Genomic DNA, 23265 nt, shown 5'->3' on the forward strand with positions numbered 1-23265 from the left:
GGCGAACAGATGTTTCTGCCGGCCGCTACCGCTCTCCGTTCGCCGGTGAGGTGCCCACACGCGCCGAACGGGACGAGGTCATCCGCGACCCGGACGGACCCGCCCGCTACGAACTCGTCGCCCAGGCCAGCGGGTGGGGCGGCGAAATCGTCACGACGACGTACGTGCTGGTCACGCTTCAGGCCGGGATGCTCCACGTCGAGTTCACGTCGCTGCTGTTGCCGCCGACGCCGGCCCACTTCCACCAGGTTCACCAGATCGGTGGCGTGGGGCAACCCGCGCGAAGCAGAGCCGGCTGGCGCGGGATCCGGGAGATGCCGGGCGTCATCCTGACCTCGCCGGTGCGCGTGGTAACCGCGCTCGGCGAGCGGCTCCGGGGTCGGCTCGCCGAATCGGCGCTGGTTTTCGACAGCCAGCCGTGGGGAGATCGGGGGGCGGTCGTCAGCATCCGCGAGATCGGCGCGGTCAAGCCGGAGAACTATTTCCAACGCAGCGACGCCTTCCGCTTTCTGAAGCTGGTCGAACGCCGTCTGCTCGCGGACCTGAAGGAATACCTCGTCGACGCCGGAGTCGACGTGTCCGAACTCGGCGAACGAATCGTCAACGTGCTCAACACGTCGATTTCCAACGCGAACTACGGCGTCCAGAACCTCGGATCCGGCAGCACGACGGTCAGCAACTCGGTGATGGGGCAGGGCAACGTGACCAGGGAGGGATCGCGATGAACGACTCCGTCAACTACGGCGTGTCCAGCAGCGGCTCGGGCGACGTCTCGATCACCAATTCCGTTCTGGGGCGCGACAACACCGTCGTGCGGCCGGTGGACACTCGGATCGACGAGCTCGCCGTGGAAATTCGTGCGGCGCTGCAGCGCAACCGCGAGCGTCTCGACCAGACCGACGACCTGCTCGCCGATCTCGAGACCGCGCTCGCGGAACTGCACCGCGCGGAGCCGGACGGCAGACGGGTTCGGACGCTGCTCCAGCGGATCGGTGCGGCGCTCGGGGCAGCCGGGGTGGTTGCTTCGCCGGTGGCCGACCTCGTCACGGTCGCCTCCACGATTACCGGCGGCACGGGATGAGCCCCGATCGGCCGGGCGTTCCGCCCCGGTCGCCCTGGTCACGGGCGTCGGACGAGGCGCCGCCTCGCGGGGACTCACCGTGGCACCGTGGCACCGGCGCGGCGCCGCCGCCCGTCGAGGCGCCGCCGCCCGTCGACGCGCCACCGCCCGTCGAGCCGCCGTCGTCCGCTGATTCGGCGGCGTCGTCGTTTTCTGATCCGGCAGGGGAGTGGCGATGGTCCGGTCTGGTCGCGCCACCAGCGGCCAGCGCCGATGGCCCCAGCAGGCAGCGACGACCTCCGCCCTTCGCGGCGGTCGTGGTCCTCGCCGCGCTGCTGGTGGCCGGTCTCGGCGCTGCCGCCGCGTTCGTCGTGCAGAGCGACCGCGACGGGACGACGCTCACCGCCCCATCGGAGGCGGTGCCCCCATCGGAGGCGGTGCCGACGTCGGAGGCGGTGGTCGAGCCTCCGCCGCCGACCAGTGCGCCGACGGACACGGCCGAGGAGCCAACGGTCACCGACGTACCCACCGAAGAGGCGGCGCCGAGCCCCACCGAGTACTGCATCCTCGCCACGGCCGCCCGCATGCGCACCGAACCTGGTACCAGCAACACCCAAGTCGCGCGCCTGGTGCAAGGAACCTGCGACATCTATGACGCAGCGGAGGACGGCCGCCCGGTGCTCCAACCCGGACCGGCGCCCAGCGGCGAGATCGTGGACTGGCGTTTTGTCAGACACGGCGGCGACGAAGGCTGGATCATCAACTCCTACCTCGAGCTGCGGCGCTTCTGACCGCCCAGGCAGATTGCGTTTGGAAGACGCGGGGCCCTCCCAAATGCAATCCGCTTCACGGCCCGAGGGAATCGAGCCTCGGCGGGCTCGGCGTTGGCTACGGTCGCGGGCGTGGACGACGTTGCGAGCCTGCGCCCCAAACCCGACATCGCCATGGTCCTCGGAGCTCTGTTCGCGCTCGCCGGATACCTGATGCCCTGGTTCAAGCTCGGCGATGACTACGAATGGTGGTTCTCCGGCTGGTCGTACGCGGGTCTGAGCAGCGGCGGCGGGTGGACGCTCTTCACATTCGTCTGGCTCGCGGTGGCACTCGGCGCCGCGCTGTGGGCCGGAGGTTCCGCGGCCGCGGCGATGACCGGTCTGGTCGCGACGGCCGGGACGCTGGTCATGTCGAGTGCGGTGGTGGCGGTCAGCTTTGCCATGGTGCCGGAGAAGGACGCGCTGAACCCGGTGGCGAACCTGCCGTTCGGTCTGGGTCTCCCGGTTCTGGGGATCGGACTCGGCCTGCTGCTGGCCGGCGGATGCCGCGCGACCGCGCTTGCCGTCCTGCGCGCGCCAGCGGCCGATTCGCGGCCGGCCGGTGTCTAGTTCGAGACTCTTGTGACTTGGACGGACCAGCCTGCGCATAGCGTCCGCTGCATGCCGCAGAAGTACCCTGATGTCCTGTACTCGAAGGAGACCTCCGCCTTCATCATGGCGATGGTCGCGCTGCAGCGCGCCAACGGCGTGTCCGTCGACGACGCGCTGGACTGGGCCCTCGACCGATACTGGCAACAGTTCGGCCGGCCGCACAGCAGCTTCACGCTCAACGACCTGCAGGCGTTCATCCGCGACGTGGCGCCGCCGCAGCCCGGCCTGAGCCGAGGCCCGCGCCGGGCCTGAGTCACTGTGGACACGGCCTCCATTCCGCAGGTAGCCCGCAGGTGAACCGGAGGGTAACATTCCCCAAAGGAATTCGCTGGGGGGTGTAGTGGAGGGTTCCGGGGACGAAAAGCGAATGACCAGCGTGGCGCGCAGTACGCGGAGAATCTGGGAAAGAGTGACGGTCGGCCTGACCTTGGTCACCGGAACCTATCTTGTTCTCGCGACGATCGAGCCGACCCGTGCGGTCCTCGAGCGGTACGTATTCAAGCTCGATACGGCAGCTATCGCTGCTCTGGTCGCCGTGATGCTCGAAGTGTGCATCATCGCGATCTACCAACTCGGACGCGATGTTCGCGCCATGCGTCGCGCCCTGGAAAAGCAGGTCAGCGACAACGTGATCTACGACATCAGCGAGATCGTCGACCGGCTTCGCGACACACCGCATCCGCACCGGGCCGATCCGTGTGAAGTGGAGGTGCTCGGCCACACTCTCGCGGCCGTGTGGCCGCAGCTCTCCGCCTGGGTGACGTCGCGAGCCCAGCCCACGAACTGGAAGGTCGTTCTGTACTGTCTCTCGCCGGAGTTCATTTCCGAATGCGGACAGTTTCCGGCGTATTGGGAGGACGAGTCGCGGCGAATGCAAGCACGCATCCAGGAATTCGTCGCGATGCACCGAGCCGACATGGCCCGGCGCGGCCTGACCATCGAGGTGCGGCCGTACGCGTGTTTATCGATCGTGCACGGTTACCGATTCCAGAACGGCGAGATCTTCATGTCCTTCATGGAGTGGAGCCGGGACGACAAAGTGACGCCGTACCTGTTCTACGAGCGGCTCTCGCCGGATGACCGATCGGCGCGCGACAACGAATACCGGGAGCTCTTCAACAGCTGGATGCGTCGGGTGCAGCGCACGGCGGTTCCCGATTCCGACCTCACGCGCGACCCCTCCGTAGCCGGCCCGTAGCGGCGAACCCGCTGAGAATCTCGCCGCTCGCTCGGACATCCCCGCAGGTCAGCGCCGGGCGCCCACGGACCGCTCCCAGGATCGCCCCCGGCACCCAGCGGGCTCCCAGGAAACGTCCAGGAGGACGTCACCCGCGGGCGACACGGTGCCCGCATGGCAACCATCGAGATCCGCGGCCTGACGAAACGATTCGGCGCGCGCACCGCCGTCGACGACCTGACGTTCACCGTCCGCCCGGGGCAGGTCACCGGGTTCCTCGGCCCGAACGGGGCAGGCAAGACCACGACGATGCGCGTGATCCTCGGACTGGACGCGCCCACGGCCGGCACCGCGACCGTCGACGGCCACCGCTACCGTGACCTGCCCCAACCGATGCGGACGATGGGCGCGCTGCTCGACGCCCGCGCGGTGCACCCCTCCCGCACAGCACGCAGCCACCTGCGCTGCCTGGCCCGCAGCAACGGCCTTCCCGACGCCCGGGTCGACGAGGTGCTGGCCGACGTCGGGCTGACCGACGTCGCCGGGCAGCGAGCCGGCCGGTTCTCGCTCGGCATGAGCCAGCGGCTCGGCATCGCGGCGGCGCTGCTCGGTGACCCCGCCGTGCTGATGTTCGACGAACCGGTCAACGGACTGGACACCGAAGGCATCCGGTGGATCCGGGCTCTGATGCGGCGGCTCGCCGCCGAGGGTCGCACGGTGCTGGTGTCGAGCCACCTGATGAGCGAGATGGCGCTGACCGCCGACCATCTCGTCGTCGTCGGCCGCGGACGCCTGCTCGCCGACTGCCCGCTGCCCGACGTTCTGACGCAGGGCGATCGCACGGTGCTGGTGCGCACGCCGACGCCGTCGGACCTGATCGCCCGTTTGTCCGCGGACGGGGTCACGATCCGCTCCGACGCCGCGGGGGAGTTGCTGGTCACCGGGCTGGACAGCGAAGACATCGGTCACATCGCGGCGGCCGCCGGGATCGTGCTGACCGAGCTGACGCCGCAGCGCGCGTCGCTCGAGGACGCCTTCACCGCGCTGACCAGCGACAGCGTCGAGTTCGCCGGGGCGGGGAGCGAATCATGACCGACCTCCGCCTGCCGCACGTCGTCCGTTCGGAGTGGACGAAACTCGTCAGCCTCCGCTCCACCGCCTACACGCTGGCCGGGACCGCCGTGGTCGGCATCGGGCTGTCGCTGCTGATCAGCGCCGGGCAAGCCACCGCGTACCAGGCCGCCGGCGCCGCCGAGCGCGCGGAGTTCGACCCGATCGTCGGGCTGCGGAGCATCCTGGTGGCCCAGCTGACGCTCGGTGTCCTCGGCGTTCTGGTGGTCACGTCCGAGTGGGCGACCGGCATGATGCGCACGAGCCTCACCGCGGTCCCGCGCCGGGGCCGGCTGCTCGCCGCGAAGGCCCTGGTGTTCACCGGGGTCGCGCTGATCGTCGGCCAGGTCGTGGGGTTGACCGCGTTCCTGGTCGGACAGCGGGTGCTCGCCGACGGCGGCGCACCGCACCTCACGCTCGGCGACCCCGGAGCACTGCGCGCAGCCACCGGCTACGGGCTGTACCTGGCCGCGACCGGCCTGCTCGGCGTCGCGCTGGGCACGCTGCTGCGCTCGACCGCGGGCGCGCTGGCGACGCTGTTCGCGATCACGCTGCTCGTCCCGGCGTTCATCCCGGCGCTCCCGACGTTCCTGTCCGACTTCCTGCACACGTGGTGGCCGACGATGGCCGGGCTCCAGGTCATCTCGATGACCCCGGAACCTCACAGCCTCGATCCATGGCCGGGGTTCGCGCTGCTGACGGGTTCGGTCGCGGTGCTCACGGTCGCCGCGGCGAGCGTCTTCCGGCGTCGAGATGTCTAGGCGGGCGTTCGCGGCGGGGGTCGTCGCCGGCGCGGCGGCGCTGATCGCGATGGTCGCGGTGGCCCTCGGGGCGGTGCTCCTGCTCGGCGCGGACGGCTCGGAACTCCCGCGGCTCGTGGCGCTGGTGGTGGCGGCGGCGCTGGGCGTGCCGATCGAGCTCGGCGGCGCGGTCGACACCGGGTTCCTGCCGGCGCGGATCGAACTGGAGCTGTCCGCGATGCCGCTCGGCGTCTCGCTCGCCGGTGCGGTCACGATGGCGGCGACCGGAGCGCTGCTCCGACGCCGAGCGACGACGAGGGTTCAGGCCCAGCCCCAGCTCCGGGCGCGGCCCCAGCCCCAGCCCCAGCCCCAGCCCTCGCCGTGGCCCCAGCGCCAGCTTCGGCCGGTCGAGATCGTGATGTTCGTCGTCGGCGCGATCGGTGGCTTCGCGCTCCTGCTCGCTCCGGTGCTCGCGCTGGGCGGCTCCGAAACGTCGGCGCCGACCCCGTCCGGCACCCTGCGCCCCGGGGACGTGTCCGGGCTCGTCCAGGTGCTGGGGGAGCCGCGCGCCGACGCGTCCGCCACCTGGGGACACGCGTTGCTCTGGCTCGCGGTCGTCCTCGCGGTCGTGGTGGTGGGCAGCCGGGCGGTGTCGCTGCCCGGTGAGTATTTCCGGCGTGCGGTGGTGAGTGTGGCGGCGGTGTTCACCGGCGTCGCGGGCCTCCTGACGGCTGTCGCCGCGGCGATCGCCGGGTTCGCCGCCGGACCGGCCGCTGCGGGGGCGACGCTGCTCGGCGGCCCCAACGTGGTGCTCACCGCCCTGACCCGCGGGCTCGGCGCCGACTGGCGGCTGGACACCGGCGGCCTGCCCGCCGGTGTCGGCGCGGCCCTGCGCGACCGGATCGCCACCGGCCTGTCCGACCCGTCGTCGGTTCCGACCGGTACGGAGGCGGCCCTGGACGTTCCGGGCGCACTCCTGACGGTCGCAGCCGCCGCGGTACTGCTCCTCTGCGGCACGCTCGCCGCGGCCCGCCCCCCAGCCCACGACCCGGCCCCGGCACCCAGCCGCGACCCGGCCCAGGCCTCGGCCCGAACGTCGGCCCACGACACGGCCCGAAGGCCCGGCCGTGACCCGGTCCGCACGGCCGCGGGCGACTCGGCCCGAACGCCGGCCCACGACCCTGGGCGTGTCCTCTGGTGCGCTGCGGCGCTCGGCGTCACCACTGCCCTCGCGCTCGCGGTCGCCACCGTCCTCGCCCGGGTTTCGCTCGACGTCCACCTCTCGATCGGCGAGTTCGCCGCGCTCGACGCCGGTCTCGGGCTGCGTGCGAGCGTCCCGCGGATCGCACTGGTCGGCCTGGTCTCGGGCGCAGCGGCCGGCGCGCTCGGCGTCGTGCTCGTGGACGCGGCCCGTCGAACGGAGTCCATCTGGCGGCTGGTGTCCGCCTACCGAGTGGCGTCGGTCCGTAGGGTCGACCGCAGTGGTGGGAGCGGATGACGGGTGGACGTGGACGTGGCCGAGACCAGTTCTTTGCTCGTCGTGGAGGACGAGCCGACGCTGCGGGAACTGCTGGCGGCGAGCCTGCGGTTCGCCGGGTTCGAGGTGCGGGCCGCGGCGACCGGCGCCGAGGCGCTCGAGCTCGGCCTGCGCGAGCAGCCGCACCTCATCGTCCTCGACGTCATGCTGCCCGACATCGACGGCTACGAGGTGTTGCGGCGGCTACGGGCACGGTCGTCGGACGCGATCCCGGTGCTGTTCCTGACCGCCCGCGACGCTCCGGCGGACAAGCTCACCGGCTTGTCGCTCGGCGGCGACGACTACGTCACGAAACCGTTCCAGCTGGACGAGCTGATCGCCCGGATCAAGGTGATCATCCGCCGCGCCCAGGGCCGGGTCGCGGACAGCACGCTGGTCGTCGGTGACCTGCACCTCGACGTCGACGCCCACCTCGTGACCAGGGGCGGCGAGCCGATCGAGCTCTCACCGACCGAGTTCCGGCTGCTCCACTACCTGATGACCCACGCCGACCGCACGCTCGACAAGACCCGCATCCTCACCGACGTCTGGCAGTACGACTTCGGCGGCGACGCGGGCATCGTCGAGTCCTACGTCAGCTACCTGCGCCGCAAGGTCGACCGCACCGAACCCAAGCTCATCCACACGGTCCGGGGCGTCGGCTACGTCCTGCGCAGGCCGCGGCCGTGAGGCTGAGCCGCCGGTGGCGGGAGCTGTCCCTGCGGGCCCGGCTGCTGTCGCTGATCGTCGTGTTGTTCGCCGCCGGGCTCCTGCTGACGAACGAGGCCGTGGTGGCCGCGCTGCGGCCGCCGCTGGTGGGCCGGGTAGACGCGCAGCTCCGTCCGATCGCGGCGACGCTGAGCCGGCTCGACCCCGCGGCGATCGAACAGTTCCAGCGGTCGGCCGACCCACCGGCGCAGTCCCTGGCCCAGGCGCCGGTGGCGTTGGACCTGATCAGCCAGGTGTGGCTGGTGCAGCTGTCGGCGGACGGCGAGGTGGTGCGGACGCTCCGGGCCGGCCAGGAGCAGGGCCGCACCCCGGACCTGCCGACGCTGGACACCGCCGCGATCACCCGCCGGGCCGGGGAGGCGTTCGGGCTCCGGGCGGAGGACGGCACCGGCTGGCGGGCGATCGCGGTCAGCGGACCGGACCGCGGCGGCTGGGTGGTCGCGGCGTCGCTGGACGAGGTAGAAACGACCGTCGACCGGGTCCGGGTCACCGGGCTGGCGATCGGCGCCGGCGTCCTCGCGCTGCTCGCGCTGCTGGCGGTGATCGCGGTCCGCGCCGGGCTCCGGCCGCTCCGCCGGATCGAGGAGACCGCTGCCGCGATCGCCGGTGGCGACCTGACCCGCCGAATTCCGATCGACGCCGGGCCGCGCACCGAGATCGGGCGGCTCGGCGAGGGGCTGAACGGCATGCTCGAACGCATCGAGACCGCGGTCGCGGCCCAGGCCGCCTCCGAGGCACGGATGCGTCGTTTTGTCGCGGATGCCAGCCACGAGCTGCGGACCCCACTCGCCGGCATCAAGGGCTTCGCCGAACTCCACCGCCTAGGCCGCGACACCGCCGCGGCCCCCGGCCCAGCCGCCACGGGCACTGGCCCCGGCGGCCCGGCCGCAGGCGGTCCGGGTGGCCTGGACCCCACCGACCTTGCGATGGTCCGGATCGAGCGGGAAGCCACCCGCCTCTCCCACCTGGTCGACGACCTGCTGCTACTCGCCCGCCTCGACAGCGCGGACCCCGCCGCCGAACCGGCCGACCTCGGGCTCCGTCCGGCGCCGATGGACCTGCGCGCGTTGGCCGCCGACGCGCTGGCCGACCTGCGCGCGCTGGCCCCGGACCGGCCCGCCGAGATCACCGGCCCTGGCGGCGGGCCGATCGCGCCCGCGCCCGCCGTCGGCGACGAGGTGCGCCTCCGGCAGGTGGTGTCCAATTTGCTCGGCAACGCGGTCGCGCACACGCCCGCGGGCACCGGCGTCCGGATCGGCGTCGGCACCGTCGACGGCCGCGCGGTCCTCGAGGTCGCCGACCACGGCCCCGGCGTCCCCGCGGAGCTGCGCGACCGGGTCTTCGAACGGTTCTACCGCGCGGACTCCTCCCGCACCCGCGATGCCGGTGGCGGCGCCGGGCTCGGCCTGGCGATCGCGCAATCGGTCGCGCTGGCACACGGCGGCCGGGTCACGCTCGCGCCCACCCCCGGCGGCGGCGCCACGTTCCGGCTGGAACTTCCCAGCGAGTGACCCGGAGCAGCCGGGGGACGGCCCGGTGCGGCCCGGTGGCGGCGACCCGGAGCAGCCGGGGACGGCCAGGCGCGGCCGGCACCGGCCTGGGAACGCCCGGTGCGGCCGGCACCGGCCCGGGAACGCCCGGTGCGGCCGGGAGCGGCCCGGGAACGCCCGGTCCTGCCGGGAGCGGCCCGCGAGCGGCCCGGAGCGGCGCGCGAGCAGCCCGAGGGCAGGGCCGGAACCGAACGGGTCGGGGCGGCGTCCTATCGCCATGCCCCGCCGCGTCGCCGTCGCCCTCCTCGCGCTGCTGACCGCCGCGTGCGGCCCCGCCGAACCCCCGGCCTGTGCTCCGTGTGCCGGTCCCAGCGTCAGCGTCGACCTCACGTCGGTGATTCGACTCCTGCCCGCCGGCACCACGGCGCAGCTCTGCATCACCCCGCCCGCGAAGGCCGAGGCCTGCAAAACCCCCGAGCCGGTGTCGCAGGGCACGGTGTTGCTGTTCGGGCTCGACGGGTCCGCGCTCACCACGCTCGGGGTCGTCCTCGCCGTCCCGGGACGCCCGCCGACCCGCTTCGAGGTCCTCCATCCGACGCCGTACCAGGACCGGTGTTGCTGCGTGGACGACTGCCACACGTATCGCTCCTACTCCTACCGGCTGGCCGGCCCCGACGGCCCGCTCGTCCATCGCCCGCAGCCGCGACCGTCGTGACCAGCCACCGATCAGAGCCGCCCGGCGCCCGCTCCCGCCCGCACCACCGCAGCCACCCGCGCCACCGGATCGACCCGGCCCACCCGCGTCGGCGTCCACCCCGCGTCGTTCCCGAGATCCGGGTCGTGCGCCGCGTTGTAGGCCGCGACCAGGTCCACCGGAGCGCCGTTCACCGTGTTGTCGCGGGCGGTCAGCGCCGTGCCGCCCCAGTGGTAGAGGAGGTCACCCGCGGGCACGCCCGCACCCAGCAGGAACGCGTTGCGCTCGGCCACGATCGCGGACTCGACACCGACCCCGAGCGCGTACTCGAACGGGTCCGCGGCCGGGATCTCGTACAGGTTGTTGTAGACGTGCACCGGCCCGAACCGCACCCGCGGCAGCCGCTGGAGCACGTCGGTGTACCGGTTGTGGTGCAGGGTCACGCGCAGCTTGCCGCGGTCGTCGGCCGGGTTGTTCGTGGACCCGATCAGCGACACCTTGTCGTGCCGCGCGAACACGTTCCACGAGCCGGTGACCAGGTCCGAGCCGCGCGTGATGTCGAACTGGCCGTCGTGCACCTGGTACGGACGCCCGAAGTACACCGGTTGCTCCGAGTCCGGGTTGGCGCCGTCGGTGAACGTGTTGTGGTCGACCCAGACCCGGCTCGCGCCGAGCAGCTGCAGGTTGTCATAGGCGGAGTTCCAGTTGCCGGTCGCGCCGTCGGTCGGATCCCACTGCGGGAAGCAGTCCGCCGCGTCCTCGAACCGCAGGTTCCGCACGATGACGTTCGAGACGCCGTCGAGCACCAGGCTCAGCCCGAGCAGCCGTGCGTTCCGGCCCAGCCCCACGATCGTCGTGTTCGAGCCGACCGGAATCTTGATCTGCGCGGCCTGGGCCGCCGCCGACCGCACCCGCGCCTCCTCCAGCGGACCGCTCGGCTCCGCGGTGCGCCCCCAAACCGCCGGGTCGTACGCGGCGAGGTAACCCGCGAGCGTGTAGCCGGGGTCGGCGTATGCGGCGCACCCCGCGTCGTCGCGGATCGTGCCCCGCACGTAGACGATCTTCGGCGCGGAGCCGGCCACCGCGTCGACCAGCTGCCGCCGGGTACTCACGACCACCGGGCGCGGGTCCGCCGCCCCGCCGGTGGTGCCGCCGCCCCATCCGTCGTTCGCGGCGAGCGTCTGCCTGCCGAGCTCGGTCGGCGCCGCGGTGGCCGGGGGAGTGAGGGTCAGGAGCAGCACGAGGCCGCCTACGGCGGCCAGGAGTCGGGACATCGGCGTCCTTTCGTCGGGGTTCCGCAATAACAAGCCCAAACACACGCGGACGCTCCACCGCGCACCACCGCACGCCCGCGCCCAGGTGGTGCCCGCGCCCGCACCCAGGTGGCGCGCGCCGCGATCTTCTGCGTTCTGGGCCTCTAAGCCGCTCGTAGAGGCCCACAACGCGTCAACCCGTGGGCGCCACGTGCTCGGCGTAGCGGTGAACGACCTCGCTCACCACCTGATCGAACGGCGCCGCCCACACGTCGGCGTGAAACACCTCCACTTCGACGTCGCCGCGGTACCCGGCGCGCGCCACCGCCGCGCCGAGCGTCCGGAAGTCGATGTACCCGTCGCCCGGCAGGCCGCGCGCGAGCAGCGCGTCCGGCGGCAGCGGCAGGATCCAGTCGCACACCTGGTACGCGGCGATCCGGTCGCCGGCCCGGGCGATCGCGGCCTCCACCCGGGGGTCCCACCAGACGTGGAACGTGTCGACGACGACGCCGACCTGCGCGGCCGGGAAGCGCAGCGCCAGGTCCAGCGCCTGGTCCAGGGTGGAGAGCACGCCCCGGTCGGCGCAGTAGATCGGGTGCATCGGCTCGAGCGCCAGCCGTACGCCCGCCGCCGCGGCGTACGGAGCGAGCGCGGCGACCCCGTCGGCGACGCGTTCCCGGGCCGCGGCGAGGTCCCGGGAGCCCGGCGGCAAACCGCCGACGACCAGCACCAACGTGGACGTGCCGAGGGCTGCGGCCTCGTCGATCGCGCGCCGGTTCTCGTCCAGTGCGGCGTCCCGGTCGTCGCCGGTGAGGAACCCGCCCCGGCACAGCGACGACACCCGCAGCCCCGCGTCCCGGACGAGTTTGGCGCCGCGCTCGACGCCGACGTCGGCGAGCGGTTCGCGCCACACGCCGATCGCCTCGATCCCGGCGCGGGCACAGGCGTCCACGGCCTCGGCGAGCGAGGCCCGGTTGATCGTCTTCTGGTTCAGCGAGAGGCTCATGCGCCGTGCACCGCCAGGAACGCGCGCATCCGCGCCGACGCCAGCTCGGGGTCAGGGAACAGCCCGGCGCGGTCGGCCAGCCGGAACGTCTCCACCAGGTGGGGGAGGCTGCGGGCCGTCGTCGCGCCGCCCACCATCGCGAACGCCGGTTGGTGCCCGGCGAGCCAGGCGAGGAACACGATCCCGGTCTTGTACGCCGAGGTCGGGGCGGCGAACAGGTGCCGGGCGAGCGGCACGGTCGGTGCCAGGGTCGCGTCGTACGCGTCCAGGTCTCCGGTGTCCAGGAAGCCCAATGCGGCGGACGCCGCCGGCGCGATCGGATCCAGCACCCCCAGCAGGGCGTGCGAGTACCCGGACGAATCGCCTCGGATCAGCGCCGGGTAGTGGAAGTCGTCGCCGGTGTAGAGCTTGACGCCGTCCGGCAGCCGCCGCCGCAGCGAGACCTCGTGGGAAGCGTCGAGCAGCGAGACCTTGACGCCGTCCACGGCGCCCGGGTGTTGAGCGATGATCGACAGCAGCGTCTCGGTCGCATCCGGAACCGACGAGCTGCCCCAGTAGCCGCGCAGGTGCGGGTCGAACATCTCGCCGAGCCAGTGCAGGATCACCGGGCGCGCGACCTGCTTCAACAGCGTGCCGTAGACGGAAAGGTAGTCCTCGGGGCCGCGTGCGACGGCCGCGAGCTGCCGGGACGCCATCAGGATCACTTGCGCGCCGGTGTCCTCGACGAACGCGACCTGCTCCTCGTACGCGGCCAGCACTTCACCCGGCGACGACAGGGCCCCGGCGTGGTCGGTGCCGGCTCCGCAGGCCAGCGGCCCGGTGGCTTCGGCGGCCGAGAGCGCGATGAGTGTCCTCGTCGCGGCCCAGTCGAGACCGGCGTTGCGCTGGGCGGTGTCCATCGCGTCGGCGACACCGAGCCCCCACGACCAGAGGTGGCGGCGGAACGCGAGCGTGGTCTCCCAGTCGACGACGGCCGGTGCGCCGGGGGTGTTGTCGGCGAACGGGTCGGCGACCACGTGGGCCGCCGCGAACACGGTGCGTGAGACGAACGGCGCGGTGGGGACCGACCACGCGCCCGGCGTCCCCATGACGTAGTTGGGCCCACCGGGGAGCCGCACCTCAGGCATCGAGCACCACCCGGCGGCCTTCGGCCGCTGACCGGAGGCCGGCCTCGGCGAGCGCCACCCCGCGGGCGCCGGACGCGAAGTCGTGCGGGAACGGGGTTCCGGCGCAGACGTGCCGCAGGAACGCTTCCCACTGGACCTTGAAGCCGTTGTCGGTGACGCCGTTGTCGGGGACTTCCTGCCACTGGTCGCGGAAGCGTTCGGTGGTCGGCGCGTCCGGGTCCCAGGTGGGCATCGGGGTGGCGGCGCGGTGCTGGATCCGGCAGCGGTGCAGGCCGGCGACGGCGCTGCCCTCGACGCCGTCGACCTGGAATTCGACCAGCTCGTCGCGGTTGACGCGGGTGCACCAGGAGGAGTTGATCTGCGCGATCACGCCGCCGGAGAGTTCGAAGATGCCGTAGGCGGCGTCGTCGGCGGTGGCGCGGTATTCCGACCCGTTTTCGTCCCAGCGGGTCGGCACGTGCGTGGCGATCCGTGCGGTCACCGCTTCGACGGGCCCGAACAGGTGCTCGAGCACGTAGGACCAGTGGCAGAACATGTCGAGCGTGATGCCGCCGCCGTCCTCGGTGCGGTAGTTCCAACTCGGACGCTGTGCGGGTTGCCAGTCGCCTTCGAACACCCAGTAGCCGAACTCGCCGCGTACCGAGAGGACGCGGCCGAAGAAGCCGCCGTCGAGTAACCGGCGCAGTTTGAGCAGGCCGGGGAGGAACAGTTTGTCCTGGACGACGCCGTGCCGGACGCCCGCCTGGGACGCGAGGTGCGCGAGGTCGAGCGCGCCGTCGAGGGTCTCGGCGAGCGGCTTTTCGGTGTAGACGTGTTTGCCCGCGGCGAGCGCGGCTTTGATCGCCTTCTCGCGGGCCTGGGTGATCTGGGCGTCGAAGTAGACGTCGCAGGCGTCGAGGGCTTCGGACAGGTCGGTGGTCCACCGCTCGAGGCCGTGGCGCAGGGCGAGCGCGCGGAGTTTGGCGGCGTCCCGGCCCACCAGGATGGGTTCGGGCACCACGCGGGAGCCGTCCGGCAGCAGGACGCCGCCCTCGTCCCGGATCGCCAGGATCGACCGGACCAGGTGCTGGCGATATCCCATCCGGCCGGTCACGCCGTTCATGGCGATGCCGAGCGTGCGTTGTTCCATGCTGCCTCTCTTCCGCTCGCGGCGGGCGCGCCACAAGGGGCTCCGCCCGCTGGAAACCGCTTTCCACGGTGGACCCCCGGAATCCGTGCTGTCAACCTCCGAAATCCGCGAGAAACGGACCGTTGACACGGGAATGGCTGCGCCCTATGGTCCGTCGGCAAGCGCTTTCCCACGTCTGCCGGCCGCACCGACGGCGGGCGATCCCAGCGCGCCTCCCCATTCGTCGCGGGCCCCTCCCGCGGGAAGGGACGTCCCCTCATGCGATCTCCTTTACGTACTCTCCTCGCCACCCTCGCCGCGGCTGCCGTGCTGGCCACCGCCGCGTGCGGTGGCGGCGGTGACACCAGCGAAGACCCCGACGCGAAGGTGACCCTGCGGTTCTCCTGGTGGGGGAGCGCCGACCGGGCCAAGAGCACCCAGCAGGCGCTCGACCTGTTCACGAAGAAGAACCCGAACATCACGATCAAGACGTCGTACTCGGCGTTCAAGCCGTACTTCGAGAAGCTGGCCACCGAGACCGCGGGCGGCAACGCACCCGACGTCTTCCAGATGGACCGCGCCTACCTGCGCGAATACGCCGACCGCAACGTGCTGGCCGAGCTCGACGACGGTGTCACCGACCAGGTCGCCGAGTCGGTCAAGGACTCCGGGGTCGTCGACGACAAGCTCTACGCGGTCCCGATGGGACAGACGACGTTCGTCATGGTCTACGACCCGGAGGCGTACCAGAAGGCGGGCCTGAAGCCGCCGGCCAAGGGCTGGACGTGGCAGGACTACCTCACCAACGGCACCAAGCTCACCCAGGCCTCGAAGGGCAAGGTCAGCGGCGTCACCGACCTCGGCTGGCAGTGGGAGTCGTTCGAGACCTGGCTGCTGCAGAGCGGCACGCAGCTCTACACCGAGGACGGCAAGCTCGGCTTCGAGAAGGCCGATCTGAAGAACTACCTGACTCTGATCGACAACCTCCGCAAGCAGAAGGCGTCGACGCCGGGCAAGGTCACCGCGACGATCGACGGTTCGATCGAGAACATGCCGATGGGCAAGCGGCTCTCGTACACCGAGAACAGCTGGGACTCCACGGTCGCGTCGTACTACGAGGTGCTCGGCAAGCCGGTCGGGCTCGCGCCGTACCCGTCGGACACCGGCAAGCTCGGCGCCTACGCCAAGCCGTCGATGTTCCTGTCGATCTCGCAGAAGACGAAGGTCCGGTCCGCGTCGGACAAGCTCGTCGACTTCCTGGTCAACGACCCCGAAGCCGCCGCGATCCTCGGCGTCGACCGCGGGCTGCCGCCGAACACCGCCAACCGTGACAAGGTCGGTGCGACGCTGACCGGCCCGCAGAAGGCGGTCTACGAGTACGAGAAGAGCATCGAGGCCGACCTGGTCCCCGCTCCTCCGGCACCGCCGAAGGGCAACAGCGCGCTGAAGGACTACTGGCAGCAGCTGAACGAGGAGATCGCGTTCGGGAAGCTGTCGGTCGACAAGGCCGTCGACGAGTTCTTCACCCGGGCTGAGCAGGAACTCACCGCCTGATGGCCGTAGTCACGCCCACCCGGTCCGTGCCGTCGCTGAATGGCGGCACGGACCGGCCGGTGCGCAAACGAGGCGGCGGGATCGCGTACCTGTTCCTCTCGCCCTGGATCGCCGGCGCGCTGCTGCTCACGATCGGCCCGATGGTCGCGTCGCTGTACCTCTCGTTCACCGACTACGACCTGTTCTCGTCGCCGGAGTGGGTGGGGTTCGAGAACTACCGGCGGATGTTCACCGAGGACGGACGGTTCCTCACGTCGGTCTGGGTCACCGCGAAGTACGTGCTGCTCGCGGTGCCGCTCAAGCTCGGGCTGGCGCTGGCCGTGGCGCTGCTGCTCAACCGGCGCCGCACCGGGCAGGGGCTGTATCGGTCGGCGTTCTACGCACCGTCGCTGCTCGGCGCGAGCGTGAGCATCGCGCTGGTGTGGCGCACGCTGTTCGGCGACGGCGCGGCGTTCGAGCGCGGCCTGGCGGCGCTGGGCTGGGAGACCGGCGGGTGGGTCGGTCAGCCGCAGTACGCGCTGTTCACGTTGATCTTCCTGGCCGGCTGGCAGTTCGGCGCGCCGATGGTGATCTTCCTGGCCGGGCTCAAGCAGATCCCGCAGGACCTGTACGACGCGGTGGCGGTGGACGGCGCCGGGCGCTGGCAGACGTTCCGGGCGATCACCCTGCCGATGCTCTCCCCGGTGATCTTCTTCAACCTGGTGCTGGAGACCATCCACGCGTTCCAGGCGTTCACCCCGGCCTACGTGGTCAGTGGCGGGCGCGGCGGTCCGTCGGACGCGACGCTGTTCTACACGCTCTACCTGTACCAGCGCGGGTTCACCGACTTCCGGATGGGTTACGCGTCCGCGATGGCCTGGGTGCTGCTGATCGTGATCGCGGTGGTCACCGCGCTCATCTTCCGGTCCGCGCGGCTCTGGGTCTTCTACACCGATGACAAGGGGCGGTCATGACGGCGCGTCGGCTGGGCTGGCACTTCGTCTGCCTGGCGCTGCTCGCGCTGCTGCTCTACCCGATCGTGTGGCTGCTGGGGACGTCGTTCAAGCCGCCGGACGAGGTGACCTCGAGCCTGGCGCTGCTCCCGCGCGACTGGGAGTTCTCCAACTACACCGATGCGCTGGCCGGCATCGGCGGCACGAGCTTCTGGCGGTTCCTGACCAACTCGGTGATCGTCGCCGGGGGAGCGGTGATCGGCAACGTCGTATCGTGCTCGCTCGCGGCGTTCGCGTTCGCCCGGCTGCGGTTCCGGCTGTCCGGGCCGCTGTTCGCGTTCATGATCGCGACGATCATGCTGCCGCACCACGTCGTGATCATCCCGCAGTACGCGATCTTCCAGCAGATGGGCATGATCGACACGTTCTGGCCGCTGATCCTGCCGAAGTTCCTGGCCACCGACGCGTTCTTCGTGTTCCTCATCGTCCAGTTCATGCGGGGGATCCCCGGCGAGCTCGACGAGGCGGCGCGGATCGACGGGTGCGGCCCGGCGCGGACGTTTTGGCACATCATGCTGCCGCTGATCCGCCCGGCGCTGATCACCACGACGATCTTCACGTTCATCTGGACCTGGAACGACTTCTTCAGCCAGCTGCTGTACCTCAACAGCCCGGAGAACTACACGCTGCCGCTGGCGCTGCGGCTGTTCATCGACCAGACCGGCACGTCCCAGTACGGGCCGATGTTCGCGATGTCGGTGCTCACGCTGGTGCCGATCGGGCTGTTTTTCCTGGCGTTCCAGCGGTTCCTGGTCGAGGGCGTGAGTACGTCCGGATTGAAGGGCTGACATGTTCGGGCCACGATTCTCCCTGTTCGCCGACGTGCTGCTGGTGGGCGTGCTGACGTTCCTGGCCTCGCTACCGCTGGTGACCGCGTTCGCCGCGCTCACCACCGCCTGCCGGGTGCTGTCGCTGCGGGTGGCTTCCGAGACCACGGTGACCGTGCCGGGCTACGGCCGGACGTTCGTCGCGGTGCTCCGGTCGCACCCCGGGGTGCTCCTGTTCCCGCTCCTGCTTCTGGGGGACGCTCTGGCGCTGGCCGTCGGCGCACCCGGCGGTGCGGTGCTGGCGGTGGTGCTCGGCGCGGTGGCGCTCGTCGGGCTCGGTGCGGCCGCACGGTGGGAGCCCGGGTCGTCCTGGTCGGCGGTGCTGCGCGGGGCGGCGCTGGCGTTGCTGCGGCACCCCGGCGACGGGCTGTTGCTGCTGGCCGCGGTGGTCGTGGCGGGCGTGCTGGCGTTCACCGTGCCGCTGATGATCACGCTGGTGCCGGGGGTACTCGCGCTGGCCGCGGTCGCCGTGACCCGACGCCGGCCGGGTGTGGTCGTGGGCGCGCCGGGCGCGTCCGTGGGCGGCGCGTCCGTGGGCGCCGTGGGCGCGGCGGCGCGGGGCGCCGCGCAGGCCGGCGGGTCGGTGGCCCACGGGGCGCGGGCGGTCGCGTGACGGGCGGGATCGGCGCCGGCCGACCGGCGCGGGTGGTGTTGGTGGGCGCGCACGGGCACGGGAAGTGGCATCTGGCGAACCTCGCGCGGCTGGCGGGTCTCGGCATCGCCGAGCTGGTGGGGGTGTGCGATCCGGTGCCGGTTTCCGACGTCCCGTGGTCACCCGAACTGGACCCGCTGATCGGCCGCGTCGACCCGGACGTCGTCCTGATCGCGACGCCGATCCACACGCACGTCGATCTGGCGCTGACGGCTCTGCGCGCGGGCCGGGCGGTGCTGCTGGAGAAGCCACCGGCGCCGACGTTCAGCGAGTTCGCACGGTTGTCGGCCGCCGTGGAGGAGAGCGGCGTCCCCTGCCAGGTCGGTTTCCAGAGCCTCGGTTCCGCGGCGGTGGACGCGGTCCGGGAGATCGTCGCGTCCGGACGCATCGGTACGGTCCGGGGCGTCGGCGGCGCGGGCACCTGGATCCGGACCGCTGCCTACTACGGTCGCGCGTCCTGGGCCGGGCGCCGCAGGCTCGGCGACGTCCCGGTGGTCGACGGTGCGCTGACCAACCCGTTCGCGCACCTGGTGGCGACCGCGCTGGCGATCGACGGCGGGTCGGTGGCCGACGTCAGCCCGGAGCTGTACCACGCGCACCCGATCGAGGCCGACGACACCGCGGCGATCCGGATCCGCACCAGCCACGGCACGCCGGTGACCCTGGCCGTCACGCTCTGCGCCACGCACCACCGCACTCCGTACCTGGTCGTCCACGGCTCCGCCGGCCGGCTCACCCTGCACTACACCGAGGACCTCGTCGAGGTGGCCGGGGAGCAACACCGGTACGACCGCGTCGACCTGCTCACCGACCTCGTCGCCCACCTCCGCGACCGCGCGCGTCCGCTGCGGGTGCCGCTCGCGTCCACCGCGGGTTTCATGCGTGTTCTGGACGCCGTCCGCCGCGCGCCCGAGCCGGTGGCCATCGACCCGGAATGGATCCGCGAGTCCGGGACCGGGCCCGAAACGCGGCGGGAGGTCGTCGGCGTGGATGACGCCGTGCTGGCCGCCGCCGAAACGCTACGAACGTTCACCGAGCAGGAGGTGCCGTGGGCAACGACAGGCCGCTGATCGTCGGCGGGCGCGAAGTGGCCCGGCACGTCCACGCACCCGACCTCGAGCCGTTCGTCTCCCCGCGGCCCTACCTGCATCCGGTCCGGACGCTCGGCGGGACCCCGGTCACCGACGCCGCTCCGGTCGACCACCGCTGGCACCTGGGCGTGTCGGTCGCGGTCCAGGACGTCAACCGGGTGAACTTCTGGGGTGGCCGCACGTACCGGCACCCCGACGGGTACGTCGACCTCGACGACCGCGGCCACGTGCGGCACCGCGCGTTCCGCGGCGACGACCCGCTGGTGAGCGTCCACGACTGGGTCGGCAGGGACGGCAGCGTCCTGCTCACCGAGGTGCGGACTCTCCGGGCCACCGCTGCCGACGACCACTGGACGCTGGACGTCACGTTCACGCTGCGCACCGCCGGGAACACGCCGGTCGTGCTCGGCAGCCCCGGAACGAACGGCCGGGCCGACGCCGGATACGGCGGCTTCTTCTGGCGCCTTCCGCCGTCCGCCGCCCCGCTCGACGTCCGGACGCCGTCCGGTTCCGGCGAGGCCCGGACACATGGCCGTCCGGCGCCGTGGCTGGCCGTCACGGCGGACGCCGGTGCACCGTCGGCCGGATATACCCTGGTCTTCCTGCCCGGGGACGCCGCCACCGCGGCCGACCCGTGGTTCGTCCGGGTCGCGGCCTACCCGGGCATCGGCTCCGCGCTCGCGTACACCGAACCGGTGCCGCTGGCGCCAGGGGACGCGCTGACCCGGCGGGTCCGCGTGCACATCGCCGACGGCCGCCGGTCGCCGGCCGGAATCACGGCCCTGGCCGAAGCGGCAGCACGGACCGAAGCCGCGGAACGGGCTAAGGCGGGACGGGCCGAGGCCGCCGAACGGGACGAGGCGGCCGAACGGGACGGTGCGTCGGCCGGGGTTGACGCGTCGGTCGGGCGCGCGGCCGGAACTGAGCCCCTGAGCGAGAGAGGACGGTCATGACCAGCCAGCCGGCGGTGACGCTGACCGAGGTGGCGCGCCGGGCGGGCGTCTCGGTGGCCACCGCGTCCCGCGTGCTCAACGGCAGCGAACGGTCGGTCGGCGCCGACCTGCGCCACCGTGTGCTGGCCGCCGCCGCGGAACTGGACTACGTCCCGAACCTGCACGCCCAGGCCGTGGCGCGCGGTTCGAGCAGCCTCGTCGGCCTGGTCGTGCACGACATCGCCGACCCGTACTTCTCGACGATCGCCGCCGGGGTGATGGCCGCCGCCGACGAGCGCGGGCTGATCGTCTCACTCGGGTCGACGCTGGCCAGCGCGGAACGGGAACTCGACCACGTCGCGCTGCTGCGGGCCCAGCGGGCCCGGGCGCTGATCCTCGCCGGGAGCCGCACCAGTAACGCGGCGCAGACCCGGCGGCTGGCCCGCGAGGTCCAGGCGTTCCGGACCGGCGGCGGGCGGGTCGCGTGCATCAGCCAGCCGCTGCTCGGCACCGACACGGTCGCGCCGGAGAACGAGGAGGGCGCCCGCGCGCTCGCGGTCGCGCTGGCCGGGCTCGGGCACCGGCGGTTCGCGGTGCTGGCCGGTCCGGAGGCGCTGCTCACCGCCACCGACCGGCTCGCCGGGTTCCGGGCCGGGGTCGAGGAGTGCGGTGGCACGGTCCGGCGCGTCTTGACCGGCCCGTTCACCCGGGACGGCGGCTACCGGGCGGTGGTCGACCTGCTCGCGGCGCCGCTGGACGTCACGTGCGTGTTCGCGGTCAACGACGTGATGGCGGTCGGGGCGATGGCCGCGCTGCGCGAACGCGGGGTCTCGGTGCCCGGTGACCTGTCGGTCGCGGGGTTCGACGACATCCCGACGCTGCGCGACGTCGCGCCGCCGCTGACCACCGTGCGGTTGCCGCTCGGGCAGCTCGGCCGCAGCGCCGCCGAACTCGCGCTCGCGCTGGCGCCCAGCCCGGCGCCGCAGGTCGTCGCGGTGCCGGGCGAGGTGGTCCTCCGCGAGAGCACCCGCCGCCTCGTCGGGTAGCTCCGTCCGATGGGGACAGCTCCCACCAAGGCTCAACTGGGTCTCGCGGCGGCGACCGAGGGCGTTCCTTCTCGGCCACCACCGGGGGCGGCCAGTCTTCTTCGCGGCCACGCGGCTGATAGACCATGCCCTACTGCCGATGTTCGCCGGCATCGCCGCCGGGTTCCTGACTTTCGATCCGGATCCATTCGTCAGCCCGGGAGTCCGCGCTGTTCGCGGGCGGAATATTCGGCTGCGCCGGGTGGCTCACGCTGTTTCGCAGGCCCTTCCTCACGCTCAGCACGGACGGCCTCGCGGTCCGATGGTCGAACGGCCCCGTTTTCAGGGCCTGATCCGCGCTTCCTCGCCCACGCGATTCACTACTACCGCGAGCACCCCGAGGCGCGAGACGGCGTCGGCACGCCCGAGGGCCACGCCCAACTGTCGGCGACTCTGCCGCCCACCCACGGAGGCCTACCCCAGTTGTCCCGCCCCTGACGCGAGCCGAAGGAGCTCATCTCCTACACCGAACGGCATAGGGCCGGGTACGCCGCTCGCCTGATTCCCGTACGGGTGTGCGATGAATAGGGTTGCGGGTATGGACACAGGCCTCGGACGGTTAGCCGCGGCGGCGGCCGTCGTTGCTGGTGAGGACCTCACCGGCGACTCCGACGGGGCCTTGTGCGAACGGACGCGGGAGCTGTATCGGATCCGGTCGCAGATCGACGCCGCCCTGGTCGCGACCGTGGGGGTGGTGCATCAGCGGGGTGCGGTCGAATACGACGGAGCGGTGTCGACCAAGTCGTGGCTGCGGGCCCGGTTGCAGGTGTCGCCGGTGGAGTCCTCGGAGCTGGTGGACGTGGCCCGGCATCTGCCCGACGATCCGGTGTTCGCGGAGGCGTTCCGGGCGGGTCGGGTGTCGCGGGCGCATGTGCTGGTCGCCGCCCGGTTAGCGAAGAAGGTCGGCCCGGACCTGGCGGGTGAGGCGGTGGAGGCGTTGCTGGGTCCGGCGTTGACGATGGACCCGGCCGCGTTGAAGCACGTCTCTAGGCGGATCGAGGCGTATCTGCGCCCGGAAACCGAGGACGATGACGGCGACGGTGGGGAGCCGGATGAGGCCGACCGTGCGGTCTACCACGCGCAGACCTTTGGCGGAACGTGGGATTTGGCCGGGACGTTGACTCCGGAGGCCGGTGCGTTGGCGCAGACGTATTTGAACGCCGCTTCGGGCCGGCGGGACGCCGAGGACGACCGGAGCCCGTGTCAGCGTCGTCATGACGCGCTGGCGGAGTTGTTCCGCCTCGGGCTGGACACCGCGCATCTTCCGACTCATGGGGGTGAGCAGCCGCATCTGGCGGTGCTGGTGCACGCCCAGGACCTTCAGGAAAGCAGCAGGCCGGGCCGGAAACGACGCCGGCTCAAGGCCCCGGTCCGGTTCGACGGCGAGGACGCCCTCACCGCGGAGTGGGCGTACCTCGACGATGACCCGGTTCCGGTGCCACCGGACTGGGCCACCCGCCCAGACGACGCCGCGGATCCCGCCGCCGGTATCGAGGCGGCTATCGACTGGGACACCGTCCTCGCGGTCTGGACAGAAGAATCCGCCCACCAAACCGCACCCGACAACAGCCCCCCGTACGGCACCGGCCTCCCCGGCACGGGCCTCCCCGGCACGGGCCTCCCCGGCACGGGCCTGCCAGAGGCAGCCATGGCCGGGGCGGGACTAGCGGACGCGAACCTGCCGGCCACCTGGCTGCCGCC

At 72.1% G+C, this 23265-nt stretch carries 24 protein-coding genes; 20 read left to right on the plus strand and 4 right to left on the minus strand.

Annotation, left to right across the window (positions count from 1 at the left end; all coding sequences use genetic code 11):
- The first annotated feature begins 50 nt into the window (after window positions 1–50).
- From BUB75_RS47455 to BUB75_RS41505, 12 genes are all read left to right on the plus strand, one after another.
- Complete coding sequence (locus tag BUB75_RS47455; RefSeq protein ID WP_073265903.1) at window positions 51–725, plus strand: hypothetical protein; 675 nt, start codon at window positions 51–53, stop codon at window positions 723–725.
- On the plus strand, window positions 722–1081 hold the full coding sequence (locus tag BUB75_RS41455; protein WP_073265906.1) for a hypothetical protein: 360 nt from the start codon (window positions 722–724) through the stop codon (window positions 1079–1081). The genes BUB75_RS47455 and BUB75_RS41455 overlap by 4 nt, the downstream gene beginning before the upstream one ends.
- A gap of 296 nt (window positions 1082–1377) precedes the next feature.
- Complete coding sequence (locus tag BUB75_RS46855) at window positions 1378–1851, plus strand: hypothetical protein (protein WP_073265908.1); 474 nt, start codon at window positions 1378–1380, stop codon at window positions 1849–1851.
- 111 nt (window positions 1852–1962) lie between these two features.
- Window positions 1963–2439 (plus strand): hypothetical protein, encoded by a 477-nt coding sequence (locus tag BUB75_RS41465; protein ID WP_084742424.1) that lies wholly within the window; start codon window positions 1963–1965, stop codon window positions 2437–2439.
- 51 nt (window positions 2440–2490) lie between these two features.
- Window positions 2491–2733: a hypothetical protein gene (locus BUB75_RS41470; RefSeq protein WP_073265910.1), complete on the plus strand. Its 243-nt coding sequence runs from the start codon at window positions 2491–2493 to the stop codon at window positions 2731–2733.
- 115 nt (window positions 2734–2848) lie between these two features.
- Window positions 2849–3679, plus strand: a complete 831-nt coding sequence (locus BUB75_RS41475; protein ID WP_143175753.1) for a hypothetical protein — start codon at window positions 2849–2851, stop codon at window positions 3677–3679.
- A gap of 153 nt (window positions 3680–3832) precedes the next feature.
- Complete coding sequence (locus BUB75_RS41480; RefSeq protein WP_073265915.1) at window positions 3833–4750, plus strand: ABC transporter ATP-binding protein; 918 nt, start codon at window positions 3833–3835, stop codon at window positions 4748–4750.
- Window positions 4747–5529, plus strand: coding sequence for an ABC-2 transporter permease (locus tag BUB75_RS41485; protein ID WP_073265917.1), 783 nt, complete (start codon window positions 4747–4749; stop codon window positions 5527–5529). The genes BUB75_RS41480 and BUB75_RS41485 overlap by 4 nt, the downstream gene beginning before the upstream one ends.
- Window positions 5522–7006: a streptophobe family protein gene (locus tag BUB75_RS41490; RefSeq protein ID WP_073265919.1), complete on the plus strand. Its 1485-nt coding sequence runs from the start codon at window positions 5522–5524 to the stop codon at window positions 7004–7006. The genes BUB75_RS41485 and BUB75_RS41490 overlap by 8 nt, the downstream gene beginning before the upstream one ends.
- A 3-nt stretch (window positions 7007–7009) precedes the next feature.
- On the plus strand, window positions 7010–7714 hold the full coding sequence (locus BUB75_RS41495; RefSeq protein ID WP_178380116.1) for a response regulator transcription factor: 705 nt from the start codon (window positions 7010–7012) through the stop codon (window positions 7712–7714).
- Complete coding sequence (locus tag BUB75_RS41500) at window positions 7711–9264, plus strand: sensor histidine kinase (RefSeq protein ID WP_218618091.1); 1554 nt, start codon at window positions 7711–7713, stop codon at window positions 9262–9264. Before BUB75_RS41495 ends, BUB75_RS41500 begins: the two co-directional genes overlap by 4 nt.
- 256 nt (window positions 9265–9520) lie before the next feature.
- The gene (locus BUB75_RS41505; RefSeq protein ID WP_073265921.1) at window positions 9521–9958 is read left to right on the plus strand and encodes a hypothetical protein; all 438 of its coding nucleotides are present in this window, start codon (window positions 9521–9523) and stop codon (window positions 9956–9958) included.
- 11 nt (window positions 9959–9969) lie between these two features.
- Here the strand turns inward: BUB75_RS41505 and BUB75_RS41510 are convergent, their stop codons facing one another.
- The 4 genes from BUB75_RS41510 to BUB75_RS41525 form a co-directional block, all read right to left on the minus strand.
- Window positions 9970–11211 (minus strand): pectate lyase family protein, encoded by a 1242-nt coding sequence (locus BUB75_RS41510; protein WP_073265923.1) that lies wholly within the window; start codon window positions 11209–11211, stop codon window positions 9970–9972.
- A gap of 172 nt (window positions 11212–11383) precedes the next feature.
- The gene (locus BUB75_RS41515) at window positions 11384–12196 is read right to left on the minus strand and encodes a sugar phosphate isomerase/epimerase family protein (protein WP_073265926.1); all 813 of its coding nucleotides are present in this window, start codon (window positions 12194–12196) and stop codon (window positions 11384–11386) included.
- Window positions 12193–13323, minus strand: a complete 1131-nt coding sequence (locus tag BUB75_RS41520) for a dihydrodipicolinate synthase family protein (RefSeq protein WP_073265927.1) — start codon at window positions 13321–13323, stop codon at window positions 12193–12195. Before BUB75_RS41520 ends, BUB75_RS41515 begins: the two co-directional genes overlap by 4 nt.
- Window positions 13316–14452 (minus strand): Gfo/Idh/MocA family protein, encoded by a 1137-nt coding sequence (locus tag BUB75_RS41525; protein ID WP_073265930.1) that lies wholly within the window; start codon window positions 14450–14452, stop codon window positions 13316–13318. The genes BUB75_RS41520 and BUB75_RS41525 overlap by 8 nt, the downstream gene beginning before the upstream one ends.
- A gap of 258 nt (window positions 14453–14710) precedes the next feature.
- On the opposite strand from BUB75_RS41525, the gene BUB75_RS41530 reads away from it, so the two are divergent.
- From BUB75_RS41530 to BUB75_RS41565, 8 genes are all read left to right on the plus strand, one after another.
- Entirely contained in the window at window positions 14711–15985 is a 1275-nt protein-coding gene (locus BUB75_RS41530; protein WP_073265932.1) for an ABC transporter substrate-binding protein, read from the plus strand.
- Window positions 15985–16938, plus strand: coding sequence for a carbohydrate ABC transporter permease (locus BUB75_RS41535; RefSeq protein ID WP_084742427.1), 954 nt, complete (start codon window positions 15985–15987; stop codon window positions 16936–16938). The genes BUB75_RS41530 and BUB75_RS41535 overlap by 1 nt, the downstream gene beginning before the upstream one ends.
- Entirely contained in the window at window positions 16935–17765 is an 831-nt protein-coding gene (locus BUB75_RS41540) for a carbohydrate ABC transporter permease (protein ID WP_073265934.1), read from the plus strand. Before BUB75_RS41535 ends, BUB75_RS41540 begins: the two co-directional genes overlap by 4 nt.
- 1 nt (window position 17766) lies before the next feature.
- Window positions 17767–18417 carry a hypothetical protein gene (locus BUB75_RS41545; RefSeq protein WP_073265936.1) on the plus strand — a complete coding sequence of 217 codons (651 nt, stop codon included), beginning with the start codon at window positions 17767–17769 and terminating at the stop codon, window positions 18415–18417.
- The gene (locus BUB75_RS41550; RefSeq protein ID WP_218618093.1) at window positions 18414–19526 is read left to right on the plus strand and encodes a Gfo/Idh/MocA family protein; all 1113 of its coding nucleotides are present in this window, start codon (window positions 18414–18416) and stop codon (window positions 19524–19526) included. Before BUB75_RS41545 ends, BUB75_RS41550 begins: the two co-directional genes overlap by 4 nt.
- On the plus strand, window positions 19505–20500 hold the full coding sequence (locus tag BUB75_RS41555; protein WP_073265938.1) for a DUF6807 domain-containing protein: 996 nt from the start codon (window positions 19505–19507) through the stop codon (window positions 20498–20500). Before BUB75_RS41550 ends, BUB75_RS41555 begins: the two co-directional genes overlap by 22 nt.
- A complete protein-coding gene (locus BUB75_RS41560; RefSeq protein WP_073265940.1) occupies window positions 20497–21525 on the plus strand; it encodes a LacI family DNA-binding transcriptional regulator in 1029 nt (342 codons plus the stop codon). The genes BUB75_RS41555 and BUB75_RS41560 overlap by 4 nt, the downstream gene beginning before the upstream one ends.
- A 577-nt stretch (window positions 21526–22102) precedes the next feature.
- The coding region (locus tag BUB75_RS41565; protein ID WP_178380117.1) for a DUF222 domain-containing protein at window positions 22103–23265 on the plus strand (1163 nt) is incomplete at its 3' end.

The sequence above is a fragment of the Cryptosporangium aurantiacum genome, assembly GCF_900143005.1.
In the GTDB taxonomy this organism is placed as follows: Bacteria; Actinomycetota; Actinomycetes; order Mycobacteriales; family Cryptosporangiaceae; genus Cryptosporangium; species Cryptosporangium aurantiacum.